The 17,212-nt window shown below is 56.4% G+C and carries 12 protein-coding genes and 2 pseudogenes; 4 read left to right on the forward strand and 10 right to left on the reverse strand.

Annotated elements, in window-relative coordinates:
• Positions 1-122: 122 nt before the first annotated feature.
• A pseudogene (locus AB7A72_RS10700) lies at positions 123-293 on the forward strand (ATP-binding protein); the annotation flags it as partial.
• A 50-nt stretch (positions 294-343) separates the two neighbouring features.
• Here the strand turns inward: AB7A72_RS10700 and AB7A72_RS10705 are convergent.
• The 8 genes from AB7A72_RS10705 to AB7A72_RS10740 form a co-directional block, all read right to left on the reverse strand.
• On the reverse strand, positions 344-928 hold the full coding sequence (locus AB7A72_RS10705; RefSeq protein WP_369459916.1) for a nuclease-related domain-containing protein: 585 nt from the start codon (positions 926-928) through the stop codon (positions 344-346).
• A gap of 183 nt (positions 929-1,111) precedes the next feature.
• The gene (locus tag AB7A72_RS10710; protein ID WP_369459917.1) at positions 1,112-1,948 is read right to left on the reverse strand and encodes an HNH endonuclease; all 837 of its coding nucleotides are present in this window, start codon (positions 1,946-1,948) and stop codon (positions 1,112-1,114) included.
• On the reverse strand, positions 1,945-3,498 hold the full coding sequence (locus AB7A72_RS10715; RefSeq protein ID WP_369459918.1) for an AAA family ATPase: 1,554 nt from the start codon (positions 3,496-3,498) through the stop codon (positions 1,945-1,947). The genes AB7A72_RS10710 and AB7A72_RS10715 overlap by 4 nt, the downstream gene beginning before the upstream one ends.
• A gap of 171 nt (positions 3,499-3,669) precedes the next feature.
• Positions 3,670-5,889: a DEAD/DEAH box helicase gene (locus AB7A72_RS10720; protein WP_369459919.1), complete on the reverse strand. Its 2,220-nt coding sequence runs from the start codon at positions 5,887-5,889 to the stop codon at positions 3,670-3,672.
• A gap of 15 nt (positions 5,890-5,904) precedes the next feature.
• The gene (locus AB7A72_RS10725) at positions 5,905-7,209 is read right to left on the reverse strand and encodes an ATP-binding protein (RefSeq protein WP_369459920.1); all 1,305 of its coding nucleotides are present in this window, start codon (positions 7,207-7,209) and stop codon (positions 5,905-5,907) included.
• Positions 7,206-9,746, reverse strand: a complete 2,541-nt coding sequence (locus tag AB7A72_RS10730) for a tellurite resistance TerB family protein (RefSeq protein ID WP_369459921.1) — start codon at positions 9,744-9,746, stop codon at positions 7,206-7,208. Before AB7A72_RS10730 ends, AB7A72_RS10725 begins: the two co-directional genes overlap by 4 nt.
• 395 nt (positions 9,747-10,141) lie before the next feature.
• Positions 10,142-10,678, reverse strand: a complete 537-nt coding sequence (locus AB7A72_RS10735; RefSeq protein ID WP_369459922.1) for a HEPN domain-containing protein — start codon at positions 10,676-10,678, stop codon at positions 10,142-10,144.
• 28 nt (positions 10,679-10,706) lie between these two features.
• Positions 10,707-11,444, reverse strand: coding sequence for a hypothetical protein (locus tag AB7A72_RS10740; RefSeq protein ID WP_339559799.1), 738 nt, complete (start codon positions 11,442-11,444; stop codon positions 10,707-10,709).
• A gap of 238 nt (positions 11,445-11,682) precedes the next feature.
• Here AB7A72_RS10740 and AB7A72_RS10745 point away from each other — a divergent pair.
• From AB7A72_RS10745 to AB7A72_RS10755, 3 genes and pseudogenes are all read left to right on the forward strand, one after another.
• A pseudogene (locus AB7A72_RS10745) lies at positions 11,683-11,929 on the forward strand (IS3 family transposase); the annotation flags it as partial.
• A 182-nt stretch (positions 11,930-12,111) separates the two neighbouring features.
• Complete coding sequence (locus AB7A72_RS10750) at positions 12,112-13,932, forward strand: ATP-dependent nuclease (protein ID WP_369459923.1); 1,821 nt, start codon at positions 12,112-12,114, stop codon at positions 13,930-13,932.
• A complete protein-coding gene (locus AB7A72_RS10755; protein ID WP_369459924.1) occupies positions 13,929-15,689 on the forward strand; it encodes a UvrD-helicase domain-containing protein in 1,761 nt (586 codons plus the stop codon). Before AB7A72_RS10750 ends, AB7A72_RS10755 begins: the two co-directional genes overlap by 4 nt.
• A gap of 300 nt (positions 15,690-15,989) precedes the next feature.
• Here the strand turns inward: AB7A72_RS10755 and AB7A72_RS10760 are convergent, their stop codons facing one another.
• Positions 15,990-16,370, reverse strand: a complete 381-nt coding sequence (locus AB7A72_RS10760) for a hypothetical protein (protein ID WP_369459925.1) — start codon at positions 16,368-16,370, stop codon at positions 15,990-15,992.
• A gap of 15 nt (positions 16,371-16,385) precedes the next feature.
• Positions 16,386-16,964, reverse strand: coding sequence for a tetratricopeptide repeat protein (locus AB7A72_RS10765; RefSeq protein WP_369459926.1), 579 nt, complete (start codon positions 16,962-16,964; stop codon positions 16,386-16,388).
• Between the last annotated feature and the right edge of the window lie 248 nt (positions 16,965-17,212).

The raw sequence follows: 17,212 nt of genomic DNA on the forward strand, positions 1-17,212 counted from the left end.
CATCCTGATCCTTCACTGCAAACACATTCGCGTTTGCCATCGCGCGCGTACGAAACCGCGGACTTGTTTTCCCACTTTGCAGCCAGTCAACGATGACTTCCATACACAATGAGGCTGCGGGCAGCGTATTCGGAGATGCAAAGATGACTACGGCTTTGCTGGACCGGCTCACGCATCACTGTCATATTCTAGAGACTGGCAATGATAGCTTTCGCTTCAAGAACAGCTCCGCACAGCAACCACCAACTACCGTGAAGAAGGAGAGGACCAGCAGAACTCTGGCCTCATCGTGAGCCAACAACTCACGAATCAGAGTGGGTCAAGATTGGATGGAAATGGTGGGTCAGGTTTGCATGGAAATCAACACCCAGGCGCTGGCAAGATCGAATACCCGCTCAAGGCGCTGTCGATCGGCAAACGTACGCCATTGCTCGGCAGTACAACGGAGCCCGGAATGCTGGGCGAGTTGATCGGCGATTTCCTCTATCCCACCGAAAGTGACCTTGTGGTCAGAGGGCAATTCCGACCTCGGCGCCAGTCCGGGGACAAACACCACGTGGGCGTTCGGATATCCGGTCACCTCGCCTAGATGCTCGCGGAGCGAATCGCGAAGCGCATTCTTCTCGTCCAGCGCCTGTAGATATGCGTTGCGTGTGGTCTTCCAACGCCCAGATCGGGTGAGTGTGGACCATGAGCCATTCTCCGATCCCCGAAGCGGTGCTGTGCAGGATTTGGCTTCAAGCATCAGCGTCAGCCTGTCGGTCCCGAGAACCAGGTCTAGCTGTCGCCCCTTCAGATAGACGTTGGCCAGAACCGTGGCAGCCGTACCAGACATCTCGAGCAATCGCAGCAGCTCGATGAGTACAGTCCGTTCGGACTCATGCTCGATCGGGGAACCGATATACAGGTCGATGCGGTTTGCAAGCATGAAGATGGGGGCGCGAAAGGAAATAGTTAGGGTCGATCTGTCCCGTAAGCACAGCTGCAGACCAAAACGGCAAAACCAGAATACGCTGGGCTGAGGCTATGTAGGTCTTCCGACGATTCTTGGCCGATGTTCTCCAGGCTAGCAGTCGCGCTCATCCTTTTCCAAGTGCCCAATGTCTGGCGGCTATGCAGACCAAAACCAGTCGGCGTCCTCCAGTGCGCGGTAGGTCGCCGCCTTCCAGGAATTCATGTTCAGTCGTGATTCCGCTGTGGCTAGGTTCTGCAGGTAAGCATGCCGAGCCGCCGGGCCCGGCAGCAACCGAAACACTTCCTGAATAGAGGCTAACTCGCTGGCGGCTTCTACCGAGTATCTTCTTGCAAGTTCAAGGTCTCGAAAATGATTAGTGATCTTCTGCCTAATGGGAGGCGGAAGTACATCAGGGATGTCGAGAAAAAAGCTGACCACTACGGGCATGGTGTCCTGGGCGGTGGCATGCAGCCACGAGGTGGTACTTAAATCCGCCGGCTCGAAGTAGGGGTGCAGACCCGTGTTCTCGACGGTCGCAACGCCACCCCCCTTGCTGTGATTGCATTCACCGCATGTCGGCACCAGATTGTCTGGCAGTGTTGAGAAGACTGGATAGCGCGACTTTGACAGCACATGGTCCAGGGTGGCGACTTGGCTCAGTCCGCAGTACGGACATTTGTTCAAGGGCACGGATGTCATCAGATCATCGTAAACGCTTCTGCCCGGGCCCTTGACCATTTGGTTCGAGTACAGACCGTTCAGATCGCCCTTAGTGAGCGCTCCGACAATGATCTGTTGCGACTCGCCGTGCGAGCACGGCAGAAATTCATGGAGCGTTGAAGCGGGCGCTTTTTGCAAATACACCTGAGCAAAATCCAGAATTGTCTGCCGGGCTTGCGCGAAGTGCTGTTTGACAGCGGGATCTGTGATGCCGCTCGTGCAGGTGTCGAAGAAGATGGCGGGATCGATGGCCGGTCGTGGCAACGTTCTCATTCCTCATCCCTTGCTGCGACGAGGGCCATCAGCACAGCACGTGCCTCCATGCCCAGTTGATCACCGAATTCAGCCTTGATCTCGTCGAAGGTCTTGCCCTCGCTTACACGCTTTTCGAGCAGGTTGTGAAAACCGGATTTGCTGACCTCCAACCCGAAGACTTCTCTGGTCAGGATTCCCACGTTTTCCCCGAAGGTTTCCCGGGTCGGCCGGTCGACCCTGCCGGCGGTTCGCACCCGGTTGATGATCCAAACACAGGACTTGGGTACTTCCTGCACGACGACTGGAGAGTGGGTGGCGATGATGGCCACCCCGTTACGGCTGAAAAGCAGGTCTTCCAGCGCACGGATGAACGCCGACAGCAGGGGGGGGTGGAGATGGCTTTCCGGTTCGTCTAAAAGCACCAGGGTCTTTTCTTCAACCGTCTGGATCAGTTTCGTGATGGTCAGCAGCACGATGGCATGCCCAGAGCTGAGTTCCCCCATGAGCTCTCGAGCCTTGCGAATCGCTTGCGTGCCCTCCAGATCTAGAATCGCGCAGAGGTTCAAGTCCGCGAAGTTTTCATCCGACTGCAGTTTGGTAACGGCTCGCGCCCATCGCTGCTTCCTCGATGGTTCATTCAGGCAGAAGTCCAGACTCGTCACAAAGTCTTCGGTTAGCTGCGTTGGCGATTTATGAGCAGCGCTCGTCGTCTGTGGCTGCCCCGTGCGGGATGTTTTCATCCCCACATAGAAATATGCGACCCCCCGACTGTGATCGGGCTGATCAGGCGGTGGATTGAAGGGGTCGAAGGCGCTGAAGGAAACCGATACCAGGCTACTAAAGTAATTGTTTTCGATTTCTTTGTCATTGGCCCACATATCGAGATCATGAATGGTAACTGAGTGGTCCAGCTGCGTCGGTATATGCAGGATGGTACGCACTATGTTGTTCAACAGCGTCGTCTTGCCTACTCCGTTGCGACCGATGAGTACATGGATATTAGTCGGTGGAGTGGACTCAGGCGTCACTTTGAAATCTAGCCTGAGCGCTGGGCTAGCGGAGCTCCCCGGATCGCGGTAAGAAAAGTGGAATTCGGTCAGGGGCGCGTTGCCCGAGATGACGCGCCTGAACTGGCCGGTGATGACCGAAGTGCTCACCGAACGCATAATGGATGTGACAAACACAGCTTCGCTATCTGCACGCTCGAATATCTCGGAGTTAGCGGCGACATCTCGCAAAGCCTTCAGCACCTCCAATTGTTCGGATTGGCCAAAACACTCGATCAAATTTTTGTAGTAGTCGACATCCTGCCCAAGCGAGAACCAGTTCTCCGCAAGGTTCTCGAAGGCGCTCGGAATGAGTTCCGATGTCCAGCCTTTGGGCTGGCCAGTACAACCAATTTTCAAGTTTCCCAGATCCGTGGAGTCGCCACGCGACGAGTAGTACGTTGCTGAAAAAGTGGTCTTGTAGCTGTAGTCGTCCCAGTTGTCTGCGGCTAGAACAATGGTGTTCTTTGGCGTTCTCAAGGGAGATTTGCGGTACTGCGTGACAAGGAAGTTGACGGCCATGGGTTTTATGTCTTTGTGCTGTCCTGAAATCTGCAGTCACGAGGCTAGTGGCGCTCCTGTGCTGAGGGCGACAGTGTTCTGGAACACCTCACAGGAGCCCTTGCGGGCAAAACGACTGCGGTGATTAATCAAGTATATACAGGTCAGGATTCTTACGCGTCGTTCGGCAGGCTAATTGCCAGTGTCCCCAGCCACTTGCGCATGGTGCGTGACTACCCATTGCTGAGCCTCGTCGATATTGAGATTTAGGCTCGCATATGCTTTTTTCAGCAATTCAGGGGGAAGTGCCCAATCCCACTTCTCACGTTCGAGATTCCTGGCACCCTCGAGAAGTTCAGCCAACGTCGGCGGCACAGACAAAGCTGCGTCCAATAGTGCATCTAAGATGTTGTCGACCGTCTTTTCGCCCTTCATCACTTCGATACCTGGACCTGCAGGTGCTGCTGTGAAACCCCTCAACCTCATGAAGCATGCGAGCGCCTCGTTGGCAGAGTCGCCAAGCCATGTCAAAACCAAAAGTTCCCGCCCCTGGTCTACAAGGTGCTCTGTGTGCAAATTCATCAAGTGGAAGTTCGCACGTGCTTCCTCCAGAAACCGTTGTGCCACTTCATCGATGAATACCACTTTTTCGGTCGACTCCAGCAGTTGCCGCATCCGCTGCCTAACCTTCGTGTGGACGCGTCCTACGCCCCCTGAGAACAATGGTGGGGCGCCACCACGTGCATGCCTAACAAATATGACTTTCTGCTGTTCATCAACCGACTCGACTATCCACGTCTTGCCAGCAAAAAGAATGCGCTGTCCAATAGTGAGCATTTGAGAAACGGGCAGCGTACCCAGCGTACGACTTCCTGCAACTAGTCGAAACTCATCGTCGCCCGCAAAAGCGGCGTAGAAGGTGTAGTGGTTCACGAACTTCTCACCCACCGGTCCATGCAGTAATAGGCCGGAAGAATCCTGAACAATGAGTTCCTTCTGCCCCAAATGGCGAACCAGGTCTATGAAGCCCTCTTTCGTTGTACCTTCAAAGGGCGTACCGGGTGCGCACAGGAGAGCATACAGCTGACCAATCGTAGCCCCTCCGTTCTGAGCAATAGCGGACAACACTTGCTGCACGAGAGTAGACAGATGAGCTCCTTGCGTGACGGGCGGTTCAAACCAGCCTTCCAGCAATAGAAAAATCATCGCTACGGTCTGAACTAAGTCCAATCGCAATTGGGTCTCAATGCCAGACCTGCTGTCGACAGCGTCTTGGATGCAGTACCCCAGCAGAATGGCTGGCTCACCCTTGCGGCGGCCGGAGCGTCCCAGCCGTTGGCGTAAGCTGGCAACCGATGGAGGCGCTCCAATTTGCACGACTCTTTTGACCGCTCCAATGTCAATTCCTAACTCCAATGTGTTCGTACATATGGCTGTTGCAGGCACTTCTTTCTGCTTGAGTGCCGCCTCGCTTTCTGACCGAATTTCTTTGGAGAGGCTCCCGTGATGGGGCCAGAATTCCTGCGGGACCTTTTGCTGCTCGCAGAGGCTGTTCAGCAGGTTGGTGTACCGCTCAACCTCTCGCCGGGAGTTTGGGAACACTAGGTTGTTGGAGCCTCGAAGCGACTTGAACATGTGGGCCGCGATAAGGCCCGGTGTCGCGGCTTCTGCATCCTCATCTTTGTTGTTCTTTTCAATGGCCAAGGGCTCTTCGTAGCCTTTCACCAGAATTCTGAGCTCGCTGCCTGAAGAGGCGGACACGACCATAGCCACCTCGGCACCGTCTCCAGGCCGCAGGAAGTCAGCTGCAAGGCTCATGTCGCCCAGCGTCGCAGACAGACCTACGCGTGGTACTTGGCGGTCCAGCACGACCTCGACACGATGCATCAGGGACTGCAGCTGCTTTCCTCGCTCTGAACCGATAAAGGCATGGAGTTCGTCCACCACGAAGTACGCTGCCCTTTGAAACACCGCCCCAATCGACGTCCCCCGATTGCATAACAACGCTTCCAGTGATTCGGGAGTGATGAGCAAGACACCTTGCCGTTGCTTGAGGAATTTCGCCTTCGATGTGGCGCCAATGTCACCGTGCCAAGGCCAGACATGAATGTCCAATTGCTCGCAGAGCCTGTCCAGCCTGCCGAACTGGTCGTTGATAAGGGCCTTCAACGGGCTGATGTAGACGATGAGGCCTGGTTCCTCGCGCTGCAGAAGGTGCGTAAGCGCGGGCAGAAAAGCAGCTTCGGTTTTCCCAGCCGCCGTCGCTGCGGCCACAATGACATCCCGGTCTGCTTTGATGAGCAATGGGATGGCCTGTTCCTGTGCTTCGCGCAACGACTCCCAGCCTTCGGCCCAGATGAATCGCTGGATGCGCTCATCGAGCAGGTGAAAAGAGGAGCTTGCCGCGGACATCGCCGGCCCTGGAGGTCAAAGCTTGAAGGATGCGAACTCGTCGCTTTCTTCTACCTCTACCGTCATATCACCTGCTGCCCCCGTATCCGCCGCCACCTCAAGCCCCCCCAGCAGTGTTTGCCACTCGATACCAGGGTTCTGCTCCAGAACCGCCAGCAGGTTGATGAAAGAGGTAATGGTAGTTCGCGGCGTCCTGAAGTAAGTCTCGCCGATTCGTCTGGAGCAGTGCTCCATGAAGCTCGCGACTCCATGGTCAGGAAGAAGGTACTTGGCCACATCACCTCCGGCATACACATGGCGCAGCTTCTGTAGCAGCACGTAAAAATCCTCTGGCGTCAGGCTAGAGAGCCGCACCGTGGGGCCGCTGAGGTCGACGAGTTTACTGCTAGCGAAGGTATTCTGCGCCAGGCGACTTTGGAGCGCTGGATAGCTATACAGCCCGCGCCGTGTATCCAGCAGGAACTCAGGAGTTCCTCCTAGAATGAAGCCGAGTCCCACCGCCGTGCCCTGTAGCGAGTCATTAAGGATGCGCAGAATCTGCTCGTAGTTTGAGTTGCGTGCCTGGGCATTAGCCAGCTTGTAGAGGTTGACCAACTCATCAAGGCTGACCAGCAGCCCGCTGAAGCCGGCAAGCCTCACGAACCTGGCCATAAGTTTCAGTTGGTCATAGACCGCAGCGTCGTCTACATAGGTGCGCACGCCGAGAGCGGTTTTCGCATCAGTCTTTGTCGTGAACTCGCCGCGCAGCCAGCGCACGGCATCGGACTTCAATTGCTCGTTTCCCTCTTCAAAGCCGCGGTAGTACGCAGCGATGACATCAGCGAAATCGTATCCATTGACCAACTCGGTGAGATGCTCAAGCTTCCGGCGAATGAGGGTTTCGGTGGGCTGGCCTGCCTCCTTGGCCTCGGCCTTGGCCGTGGCGATGAACTTCTCGACGATGCCGTTAAGGGCCCCGCCCTCGGGCTTGGTACGCGTTGCCATGTTGCGCATGAGTTCGGCGTAAAGTGACCTCGCCTGTCCTCCACTGGCGTGCAGGCGACGATCAGGATTGAGGTCAGCGCTGGCAACAACCAGCTTCTTCTCCATTGCGACCGCGCGCACCAGGTTCAGGAAGAACGTCTTGCCGGCACCGTATTCGCCAATAACTAATCGGAAGGCGGAGCCCCCATCGGCGACGCGGACGATGTCACTGACCAGTGTTTCAATTTCACGGATGCGGCCGACCTGGATGAGATGTTGTCCGGCCCGTGGCACCACGCCCGCCCGCAGGGACTGGACAACGGCATCACGTTCTTTGGGTCGAATTGGTGCGTTCATGCTTCAAGCTTCTCCAGAATTTCGGGGTTAACGTCTATAGGGTCCTCGCCCTCGGTGAAGTGAATGTCGTGGGTGTCGAACGACACTTCATTGATGCGCTCAAGAGCTCCATCGAGCATCAAGTCTAGGTCCGAAGCGACGTTAAGTAGTTCCTCTCGGCTCCACTGTGGGCGCGACAACAGCATGCGCGCAAACGCAGAGTGAGTTTCATCCAGACCGAACAGCCCAGAAGGCGGAGATTCACTATCCGAAGGATCCAGTTCGGGCTCTGAGGCAGGTGGCGTTGGTGCAGGCGCTTCGTCTTTGAAGATATCGGCGAGCAGCGCTGATACCCGTTCGGAATCCTTCTGCAACGCTGCAATCTTCGCGATATCCAACTGGAACCCAGTCGACTCCGTCTTCGCAAGAACGCCCGCAGTTGGCGTCGCTCCAGTACCTACCGCATGCACATCTGAGAAGACCTTCTTGGCATCAAGGCCCAGCGCCTTATATACCTTCTCCAGTATCTTCACCTCGGCAGGCGTGACGCTTCCATCCGACTGAGCAACAGTCGCCATGAAGGCAGCAATCGTCTCTTTCGATTCTGTATCCAAGGGCTCCAGCTTCTTCTTGAGAGAAGTCAACGAAACCGGTACTGCAACCAGCAAGCGCAGATGGGCTAGTAGCCTGCTCGACTGCGCAGGGGAAAGATGCGTCCAGGCCTGCACTTGCTCGCGCAGGTGACCCATTTCCCGGACGCTAAAGTCGCCGTCAGCACTGGCTACGGCTGAGGCCAGCTGCAAAGTGAGCGTCGCTGCCTGGTAGACAGAAGTTCGCCTTTGCGAAGTATCTGGCTCCGGTGCGAAGAACAGCACGATATGGTCCTCGGGCTTTGGCGTCTTGGCTCCGCCCAGCACATCCGGTTCGAATCCAATCTGCATAGATTCCAGCGCCTTTGCCAACGTGATGGCACGATCTTTGTTTAGAGCAGCCTTTGCTTGGAACGTATCGAGCAAATCCTGCATAGTCATCACCACCATTCCAGAACCAATGCGCGCTTTCAGTGCATTAACAGCTTTCTCCGACTCCGGTGGCCACAAGGTGAAGGGTAGGAGCAGCAGAGCCTCCAGCGAGGCCGCCGCATCCAGGTTGCGTCCAAGGTATCGGCTGTAGGGGTCCAGCTCTGCGGAAACTGCATCCACGATTTTCTTGAGCCGCGTTTGAGGTGCAGTCAGAACTGTGACGTCTGGCACGTCGCCGAAGGTCAACTTAATTTCATTGACGCCCTGAAATCCGGCAGATGCAGGGCGATAGACCAGCTTTAGCTTGGTTTTGTTTCTTGGGAGAATCACGCCTTGCTTGAACTCCTCGGCATAGCGCTGCAAGAAGAGCTTATCGAACTGCTCGACGCACCGCGTTGCAGGTGTCCTCAGGTAACTCGTGGGGTCCATTCGAGCCCATGCCAATGCGAGATGGCCTGGGACAGGCACTGCATCAACAGCTGTAAGGCCCAGTGCCAAGCGAATGTAGAGGGGCAACTCAAACGTTTGTGGGAATGTTGGCACGGGCTCGTTATAGAGTTGCTTGGAGTAGTCGGCCACTTCCAGCCAGTCGAGCAACTCGCTAGCGTAGCGCTTAAAAGAGTAGGACTTCTCACCATAGATAACCAGTAGACGTCTGATCTCCTGTGCGATTGCTGGCCTATCGCACCGAGCCTGCTCGTCGTCCTGACCATCAACGATGGCTCTACGCTCCAGCCCGTAGAAGAAGAGAAATACATATCCAATGTCCGCTTCCATGTCTCTACGGCCGCCAGCCAACCAGGTCAGATAAGCTCTGCGGGCAGTGGGGGAAATCTGCGAATACGAAGGCCAGTAGCCAAACTCACGCTTGCTAAGGTTCGCCTGTGCAGCAACGGTCAAATTTGGATTGATGAGACAAGGGTCAGTGGATTTTGAATAAGTCTTTAGGTCATTACCAACGTAAATCATCCCGCCTGTGATGAGACTGCCGGCCACCATAACGCTTTCACCTTGGGTAATCCACCTACCAGGCCCAAGGATGGCGGGTGCTTGCGGAATGGCGAAGTTCTCATGCGTGGCGGGCACCTGCGTGGCGACGGACACGGGTGCGTCATCATCCACAAATCGCCGGTGAGCACCGGGCGCTGCTACTGGCGCTTTCACCGGAGGCCGTTGGTCGGGACTGGGCGCCTGCGCGGGGAGCCCCGGAGGGGCTATGGAAACAGGATGCTCATCCGGAACAAATCGCGCAGGTTGCACGACTAAAGCTGGCGTGAATACCGTATCGGTTGTGTGCGCCGCCATTTTTGGACGTACGGGTACGGATGACTTGGAAGGCGTCTCGGTTGTTCCAGAATTCGGAGCGACGGTATGAGCCGCACTCTGCTTTTTAGTGCTGAGTAATAACCCACAGGCCCAAATCCCCCCCATGAACAAGACTATGTAGCCCCAAGAGTACTTTGGAAACACGATGAAAAGAATCACCAAGGTCATGGCGGCGACGACACCGCTGCTTGTCTTTTTCTTCTTAGGCATCCTGCCCCTTTGTGGTTGTTGAGCGAGTCATGTTGTTGCCCCCAATTGGTACTCTACAGTAACAGAATGTTCGAAACCTCCGAAGGGGAATGGGTCTTCCCACAAGGTGTGGACGCACTACTTGGGTTGTAACTTAGCTCTTGGGATAAGAAACAGATTTCTGGTAATTCTCATTGAATGTTTTATGATCAATTCCATTGTCAACCAGGGTCTCGTTCAGCCTGAAGCCCCTCTGGGAGCCGCCGATCCACCTTTGCAGCGATTGCTGCTGTACGCGTCGTGAAGTGGGGCTGGCCCTCCGGACCCTGCAGCAGTCATCGCTCCACCAAAGCGGATGACTGCTGCCTGCTCATAACAGCCGCCTACAGAAGAATCTCGCTGTAAGTCAGGCTCAATCACAACTTCGTCGCAGCTTCCGTCGCAGCCACCATGCTTTTCAGAAACCTGATCGCTTTCTCAAGTTCATCCTTGCGCACAAGATGCGCTGCAGGCGTTCCAGCATTTAACGCTTTTGAGCGGTGGACGGCTTCACCGCGATTCTTTATTAATGTGTCCAGTTCTAGGCGGGCCCGAGCACTGTCATAGTTGTTCCACTGCCAGCCTGCAGATACGTCTACACCTAGGAAATCCAAGAACAGCTTGCAGGTCTTTTCAGCGCTTGGGTTGTGAAACTGCTTTAGTGTCGTTTGTAGATGCCGTAGAAGAAACTTATTCTGGAAGCTGTCGTTGCCTTCGCCTAACCGTTGCTGAACGGCTTCCTGAACCCGATCTTCCACATATGTCTCCCATGCGGTGCAAGCCATGATGAGGCCAGCCCGCTTCAACACCTCCGCATTTGGTGGTGGGGGAAGGACGTTAATGGCATTGAAGTGTGCGAGCAGCTCCTCTGCATCTTTTATCGAACTACTGAATGTCTCTAGCGCTCCGGGCATGTGACGACTTTCAAATTTGCGAAGTAACTCAACGCGTAATACCTTGTGTAAGAGTTGGCATACGAGTAGACAGAACCTCAATTTTCTCCAAGGCCAAGATGCGGCCACGCTGGATCTGAGCATCAAATATTGCAAGGTGCGAAGGAGAACTGTCAAGAACAAAGCCCGTCCCGATGACCTTCCCCTCGCGCTGGACCTCCACACAAGGAATCCTCGAGGCCTGGCAACCCTTCAAATACTCCACTGCCTGGCTTTCCGCAGCAGCCTTTCCTGCGGCCTCGCCAAGCGCAGCGGGTACAACCATGAAAGCTGTCAGCACAAATAGCGCACAGGGTACTACGCTGATAACTATTGCTGTGAGCATCATCTGCCGAATGAGGCGACGTCGCCATTCGGGCTGTCGCAGCAGCCAATCTGGCGCCTTTCCCAAAGCTCCCATTGTCGGAGACAGAAGAACGAAGAAGTACACACCCAAAATGACTGTAGCGACTGCCAACCAATGCAAGTTACCGACTATAGATGCAAGAATAGAGGCAAACCTGTCGACCACACCGTAGTAACCGTTGATCAGTATCCAATCTGCAGATTTGGGAAATAGACCGGCATCAACATTCCAATACTTAAGATAGTGCCGGTGTCGCACGTCACCAATGAGATGTAGGGTGACAGTTCCTGTAGCTACCAGAGCTGTGAGCAAACTGAGCGTTGTCGGCCAATTCAACGCAGTCCGCTTTCTTGGGGGAGTGTTTTCTTCGATTTCTGACATATTGACACTTTAACCGTTGTGTCTTGGTCCGTGCGCATTGTATGGAAGGTGAAGAAGTTGGCCACCGAGCGTAGGTAAGCGTGGCGCAGGATTAATGATCAGCGTGTTGATTTCCACACAGAAGTGACCCACTACCCCCCGGTGGGTCAGGTTTGCATGGAAATCAACGCACTGCCGGCTGGTAGAGATGCCGCCCTGGGAAAAGTCTGCACAACCTCAACACCTGATCGTCTCAAGTGCCATCGAGCCGTCCGTGGACAGCTATGACGACGCTTTGACCGAGACCATCAACGGCCTCTACAAAGCCGAGTTAATCCATCGACGTGCACCATGGAAAGCAAGGAAGCCGTGGAGTTCGCCATGCTCGAATGGGTGTCATGGTTTAACCACCATCGCCTATCCGAGCCGGGTATATCCCTCCAGCAGAAGCTGAGGCAAACTACTACCGGCAACTTGCCAATCAGGCCACTGCTGTAGTGACCTGACTTAAACCAAACAGCCTCCTTGAAACCCGGAGCGATTCAGTCAAACGTTGCAGCGAAATCAACTGACACTGACCGCCACAAAGCAGCCGTTCCAGGCTGGCTTGAGCAGAACACCATGCACGCCTCTTTATGATGACCACCACACCATTAAACTAAGTCTTACGTCCAATACGGGAGAAGACATGAAGGTTGTCCGGCTCACCATCACGAACTTTCGCGGCATCAAGTCGGCGAAGCTCCTGTTCGACGGGCACACCCTGATGGTGGGCTCCAACAATGTCGGCAAGAGCACGCTCTGCGAAGCCCTCGACCTGGTCTTGGGCCCCGACCGGCTCAACCGCTTCCCTCCGGTCGATGAGTTCGACTTCTACAACGCTGAATACCTGGCCCCTGCCGCAGGAGAAGGTGCGGAGCGGGTGCCGACTCCGCTTCGGATTGAGGCGGTCCTCATTGAACCCGGTGCCGAGATCGGAGCCAAATGCGGCGGCAACACCGAGTTTTGGCATGTAGCCGAGCAAAGACTGCTCGGTCCGGGAGAGGCCGACGCCGCCAATGCTCCCTATGCCGTCCCCTGCCTTCGGATCGAGACTATCGGCCAATACAACCCTGAGGAAGACGAGTTCGAGGCACGCACCTACTTCTCCCATAGTCCCGACGCTCCCCCCGGGGAGCTGACCAAGCTTCCCAAGCCGATCAAGCGGCTGTTTGGTTTCCTCTACCTGCGGGCGCTTCGGACCGGCTCGCGGGCGCTGAGCTTGGAGCGTGGGTCGCTTCTCGACATCATCCTGCGGACGAAGGGCGTGCGCACCAGCCTGTGGGAGAAGACCATCGAGCGCCTGCGCGGCCTCGACATCGAAGCCGACGCGGCCGAGATTGCGCCGGTTCTGCGATCCGTTGAGAGGCGGCTTGCCCGCTACATCGCATTGGAGTCGCCCGGCAACGCCACCAAGCTGCATGTCTCGGAGCTCACGCGTGAGCATCTTCGCAAAACGATGACGTTCTTCCTAGCGCTGTCGACGGACCAAGGACACGTCCCATTCCCCCACGCCGGCACGGGCACCATCAACACGCTAGTGCTCGCGCTGCTCTCCTTCATCGCCGACCTCAAGCCAGACACGGTTATCTTCGCCATGGAAGAGCCCGAGATCGCGGTACCGCCTCACACCCAACGACGCATCGCCCAATACCTGCTGACCAAGACGACGCAGGCCTTTGTGACCTCCCACTCGCCATTCGTGATCGAGAAGTTCGAGCCATCCAAGACACTGCTGCTGGCTCGAAATGCTGGCGTGGTCACGGCGCGAAAGGTCTCCGATGCCACGGGCCTCAAAGATAACGACTACAAGCGCTTCTCTCGCTCCGGCCTGTCTGAATGCATGCTTGGACGAGCAGCCATCGTCGTCGAAGGCGTTACCGAGTTGCATGCGATGCCCGTCGTCGCACGGCGCATGGAAGAGAGCGATCCCAACTTGCAGCCGCTGGACATCGCGGGTGTGGCTTTCTTCGACGCTGATGGCGAGTCGAACATGCCCAAGTTCGGAAAGTTCTTCAAGACGCTGGGGCTACGCACCTTCGCCTTCTACGACCTTGACTACAAAAAGAAGCGCAAGGCCGAGCAGGCGCAGGCTCTGGCGGACAACTTCGAAATCAATGTCGAGCACGCCTACAAGGGCTTCGAAGACCTCGTCGTGGCAGAGGTGCCCGTGGATCGGCTGTGGTCCTTCCTGTCGGGCCTAAAAGCCAATGATGAGAACGGCAACGTCGCCATACCCGATGCGCGCCCGAACGACGACGCGGTCAAGGCCATCGCCAAAGAAGCCCTCGGCGGCAACAAGGGCGCTGGCTGGTCGGCGCGCCTGTTCGAGGAGTGCGAGCTCCACGAGCTGCCGACCACCGTGACGAAGTTTCTGGCGTCAGTGTTCGCATTGTTCCCACCTCCACCCCCGATCGACGACGGCGATGAAGCACCACCCGAACCGGCGGCCGCTGCTGCAGCTCCATGAACGAGCCTTGCAAGCTGCGCGAAAGCGTCATGGCTTGCGAGGGCCATGCCTTGGTCATCGGCGGCCCCGGCAGCGGCAAGACGACGCTCGCGCTGCGCAAGGCGGTCAAGCGGATTCGCGACGGCATGCTTCCGGGTCAGTCGGCCTTGTTCCTGAGCTTCTCGCGGGCGGCAGTGGCGCGCATCTTGGATGCCGCCAAGCTCGAGTCCACCAAAGCTGAACAGGAGCAGCTCTCCATCCAGACGTTCCATTCGTTCTTCTGGGACATCCTCAAAGCCCACGTCTACTTGCTTGGGGCACCGCATAGGCTCTCGATCTTGCTGCCACACGACGAGAAGGCCCTGTCGGGCGGCCTCGACGACGAAGACGATGGCTGGGACGAGTGGCTCGTCGAGCGTGAGCGGCTGTTTCGCGAAGAGGGGCGGATCGCGTTCGATCTGTTCGCGCCCAATGCGACAGCTCTGTTGGCTCGCAGCTCGCATCTTTTGGCGTCGATCGCCCATCGGCATCCCATCATCATCGTGGACGAGGCCCAGGACACCGGCCAATATGCGTGGCAGTGCATCCAGATGCTCGCGCCACACACGCAGGTGCTGTGCCTGGCAGACCTCGAGCAGCAAATCTTCGACTACCTGCCAGGCGTCGGCCTGGAGCGCGTGATCGCCATCCGGGAGGCTTTGAAGCCGCACGAGATCGACCTTGGGACGCAGAACCACCGCAGCCCGGACTCCGAAATCTTGGCATTCGGCAATGACATCCTGACGGCCAAGCCACGCGGCGCGCCCTACAAGGGCGTATCCGCCCTTGCCTACCGCCCTGAGAAGCCACCGCCGAACTGGAATCATCTGCTGCGCCGAGCCCTCGGGGAGCTCTTGAAATCAATTCGGGCTCAGAGCGACAAGAAGGTGGAGACGATCGCGATACTGGTCACCAACAACCGCAGTGCGTTGAAGATGTCCAACGCCCTCAACGCGTTGGGTGCCAATGGCGGGAAGCCGGTGCGACACAAGCTGCTGTTCGACGAGGCTGAAGCGTTGCTGTCAGCCCGTTTCGCGGCCTTTCTGCTGGAACCCAAGGACCTCGCCCAACTGGAGGCCGATGTCGCCACCAGCATGGAAATGATTGCCGCCGCGAGGCGCGCGACGGGACAGGGCCGGAAGGGAGTCGCCAAACTCTTGGAGCAGGCCAACAAAATCAAGGGTGGCAAGGCCCTGAACATCAACATCGCCAACGCGCTGCGCGGCCTAATTTCAGGCTTGGCAGTCAACGATTTCAGCGGTGATCCCGCGGAGGACTGGCTCACGGTCAAACATGAGCTGCGGGCGGCCAATCAAGACGAACTCACGCGGGTCGCTGCGCAGTTGGACTTCTTGGTGGCGTTCCGTCGGGGACATCGCATCTCGGCTGCCCTCTCTGATGAATGGCTTCGCGATGGCGCCTACAGCAATGCCCGCACCGCCCTCGACTTGGCTCTCGCACAGGAGCAAATCATCGACGGTGTGGAGCCGCCGATGGGCTTGCAAGTCATGAATTTCCACAAGGCCAAGGGCAAGCAGTTCGACGGAGTCATCCTCGTCCGCGAAGCTCGTCGGACCGGCCCCGCCGTCGAATCATCTTTCGTTTGGCGAGCCGACACTGCCCCGTATCCCAAAAGCCGACGTGTGCTTCGAGTCGGCATCACGCGAGCAAAAGTCCACACGCTCATACTCAATCCGCTTTGGCCGCAATGCCCCCTTCTCAAGGGGCACAAGATCTAAGGAAAACTCCTCTTCAGTCGGACTGGCGCGTGGCGATATTACGTAGGACGATTGGCGACGGAGTTTTGCACGAAGACCAAGGTCATTCCCTCTTGAGTTGACCGGGCTGGCTACAGATCCCGACTGAGAGTTGTCGGCGGCGAGGAGAATCGCTTCGCACGAGGAAGGTCAATGACCGGTTCCGGCAGCCGCTGACATTCGCTTTGGAACGGCGAACGACCGTACCCAGCCTATTTCGGCTGTACAGCATTTGAGGTAATTGAGCACTGCGCTACGAGCGACTGCAGAATAGCCTTCCGGTCACAGCCTAGCTTGCACTATAAGCGCATCAGCTGCACTTCGGCTGGCATGTGCTAATTCGGGATCCCCATCCATCTGTGCAAGGATCTGGTCCACCAAGTGAGGGAACTCGGGGGCGAGTTCCAGGGCTCTGCCAAACTTTTCCAGCAACACGTATTCCATAAAAAATCGGAAAGCCTTTTGTCGCCGCTCTGGATCATCTGCCGCGATGGACTGCACGCGCTGCAGCATTTGTTGCTGAGGTGACTTGACTTGCACGGTCCCGAGTGTCTCCGGTTTGCCCGAGGGTTGCGCAGTCGATGGAATGGACGCGGATTTTTCTGACTGTGACGAGCTGTGGCGCAAGGCCTGGATCAGCGCTGAGGGATCAATACGTGTCATGCCAGATGCTTCTCGTTAATGTCGGTAGTTGGACAGCAGCACGTGAGAGAGTTCATTTTCAGGCGTTGGATCAAAGGCCGCACTGGCAGAGGCACCATCGGCCGCATCAGCAGGGGCTAGTGCATCCATCGCGTGCAAAACCTTCCGGATATCCGATGCCATTGGCGGATTGTCTTGGTGCTGCGCCAAGCCAGCCTCGAAATACTGGCGTGCGGCCTCGTACCTGTCCTGTGCTAACGCCATGAATCCTTGCACCCAATGGGGTAGAGGGCTGCTGTCTGCCAATTCCAGCAGAGGTAACCATGACACCTGAGCTGCGGCCACGCGGCCTGAAGAGTATTGCAGTAAACCTAGTTGATACCGAGCAACTGCCATACCAGGATCTAACAACACCGCCAAGCCGAACTCCTGTTCGGCAAAGTCCAGATCACCTCGACTTGCATATTCAGAAGCTGCAAGAAAGTGGGGTTCTGGGGCTTCCGGTGCTTCATGCATGGCGCGCTTAAAAAGTGCCAGGGCACCATCGCTATCGCCTTTGGAGCTTGCAGCTATAGCGAGTTGCAAAACATCGTTCAAAGAAGTTGTGGCAGTCATGGCAGAGTAGTTTGGTGAGAAGCGATCGGATGTCGCTTGCAGTGCGTGTTAAGCGCGCCTGTTCACATATGCAGAAGCACGGTCATAGATGGATCCCATTCACGAATGGTAGCGGGTTCTTGCTCAATGCATCCGCGCCGTGGCCGATCTGTTGAGTAGAAGGCTCTATTCCTACAAAAATAAAGGTTATTTTGTCGATCGGTGATGTCGATAAAGGTGTTGATTCGTATTGAAATTTTTAGGTGAAT

Source organism: Comamonas sediminis (assembly GCF_041107495.1).
GTDB lineage: Bacteria > Pseudomonadota > Gammaproteobacteria > Burkholderiales > Burkholderiaceae_C > Comamonas > Comamonas sediminis.

Bases quoted from the DNA above. Each gene is read 5' to 3' on its own strand.
- AB7A72_RS10730 (WP_369459921.1), bottom strand. From the start codon at position 9,746: ATGCCTAAGAAGAAAAAGACAAGCAGCGGTGTCGTCGCCGCCATGACC.
- AB7A72_RS10720 (WP_369459919.1), bottom strand. From the start codon at position 5,889: ATGTCCGCGGCAAGCTCCTCTTTTCACCTGCTCGATGAGCGCATCCAG.
- AB7A72_RS10755 (WP_369459924.1), top strand. From the start codon at position 13,929: ATGAACGAGCCTTGCAAGCTGCGCGAAAGCGTCATGGCTTGCGAGGGC.
- AB7A72_RS10710 (WP_369459917.1), bottom strand. From the start codon at position 1,948: ATGAGAACGTTGCCACGACCGGCCATCGATCCCGCCATCTTCTTCGAC.
- AB7A72_RS10715 (WP_369459918.1), bottom strand. From the start codon at position 3,498: ATGGCCGTCAACTTCCTTGTCACGCAGTACCGCAAATCTCCCTTGAGA.
- AB7A72_RS10725 (WP_369459920.1), bottom strand. From the start codon at position 7,209: ATGAACGCACCAATTCGACCCAAAGAACGTGATGCCGTTGTCCAGTCC.
- AB7A72_RS10750 (WP_369459923.1), top strand. From the start codon at position 12,112: ATGAAGGTTGTCCGGCTCACCATCACGAACTTTCGCGGCATCAAGTCG.
- AB7A72_RS10735 (WP_369459922.1), bottom strand. From the start codon at position 10,678: ATGCCCGGAGCGCTAGAGACATTCAGTAGTTCGATAAAAGATGCAGAG.
- AB7A72_RS10740 (WP_339559799.1), bottom strand. From the start codon at position 11,444: ATGTCAGAAATCGAAGAAAACACTCCCCCAAGAAAGCGGACTGCGTTG.
- AB7A72_RS10765 (WP_369459926.1), bottom strand. From the start codon at position 16,964: ATGACTGCCACAACTTCTTTGAACGATGTTTTGCAACTCGCTATAGCT.
- AB7A72_RS10760 (WP_369459925.1), bottom strand. From the start codon at position 16,370: ATGACACGTATTGATCCCTCAGCGCTGATCCAGGCCTTGCGCCACAGC.
- AB7A72_RS10705 (WP_369459916.1), bottom strand. From the start codon at position 928: ATGCTTGCAAACCGCATCGACCTGTATATCGGTTCCCCGATCGAGCAT.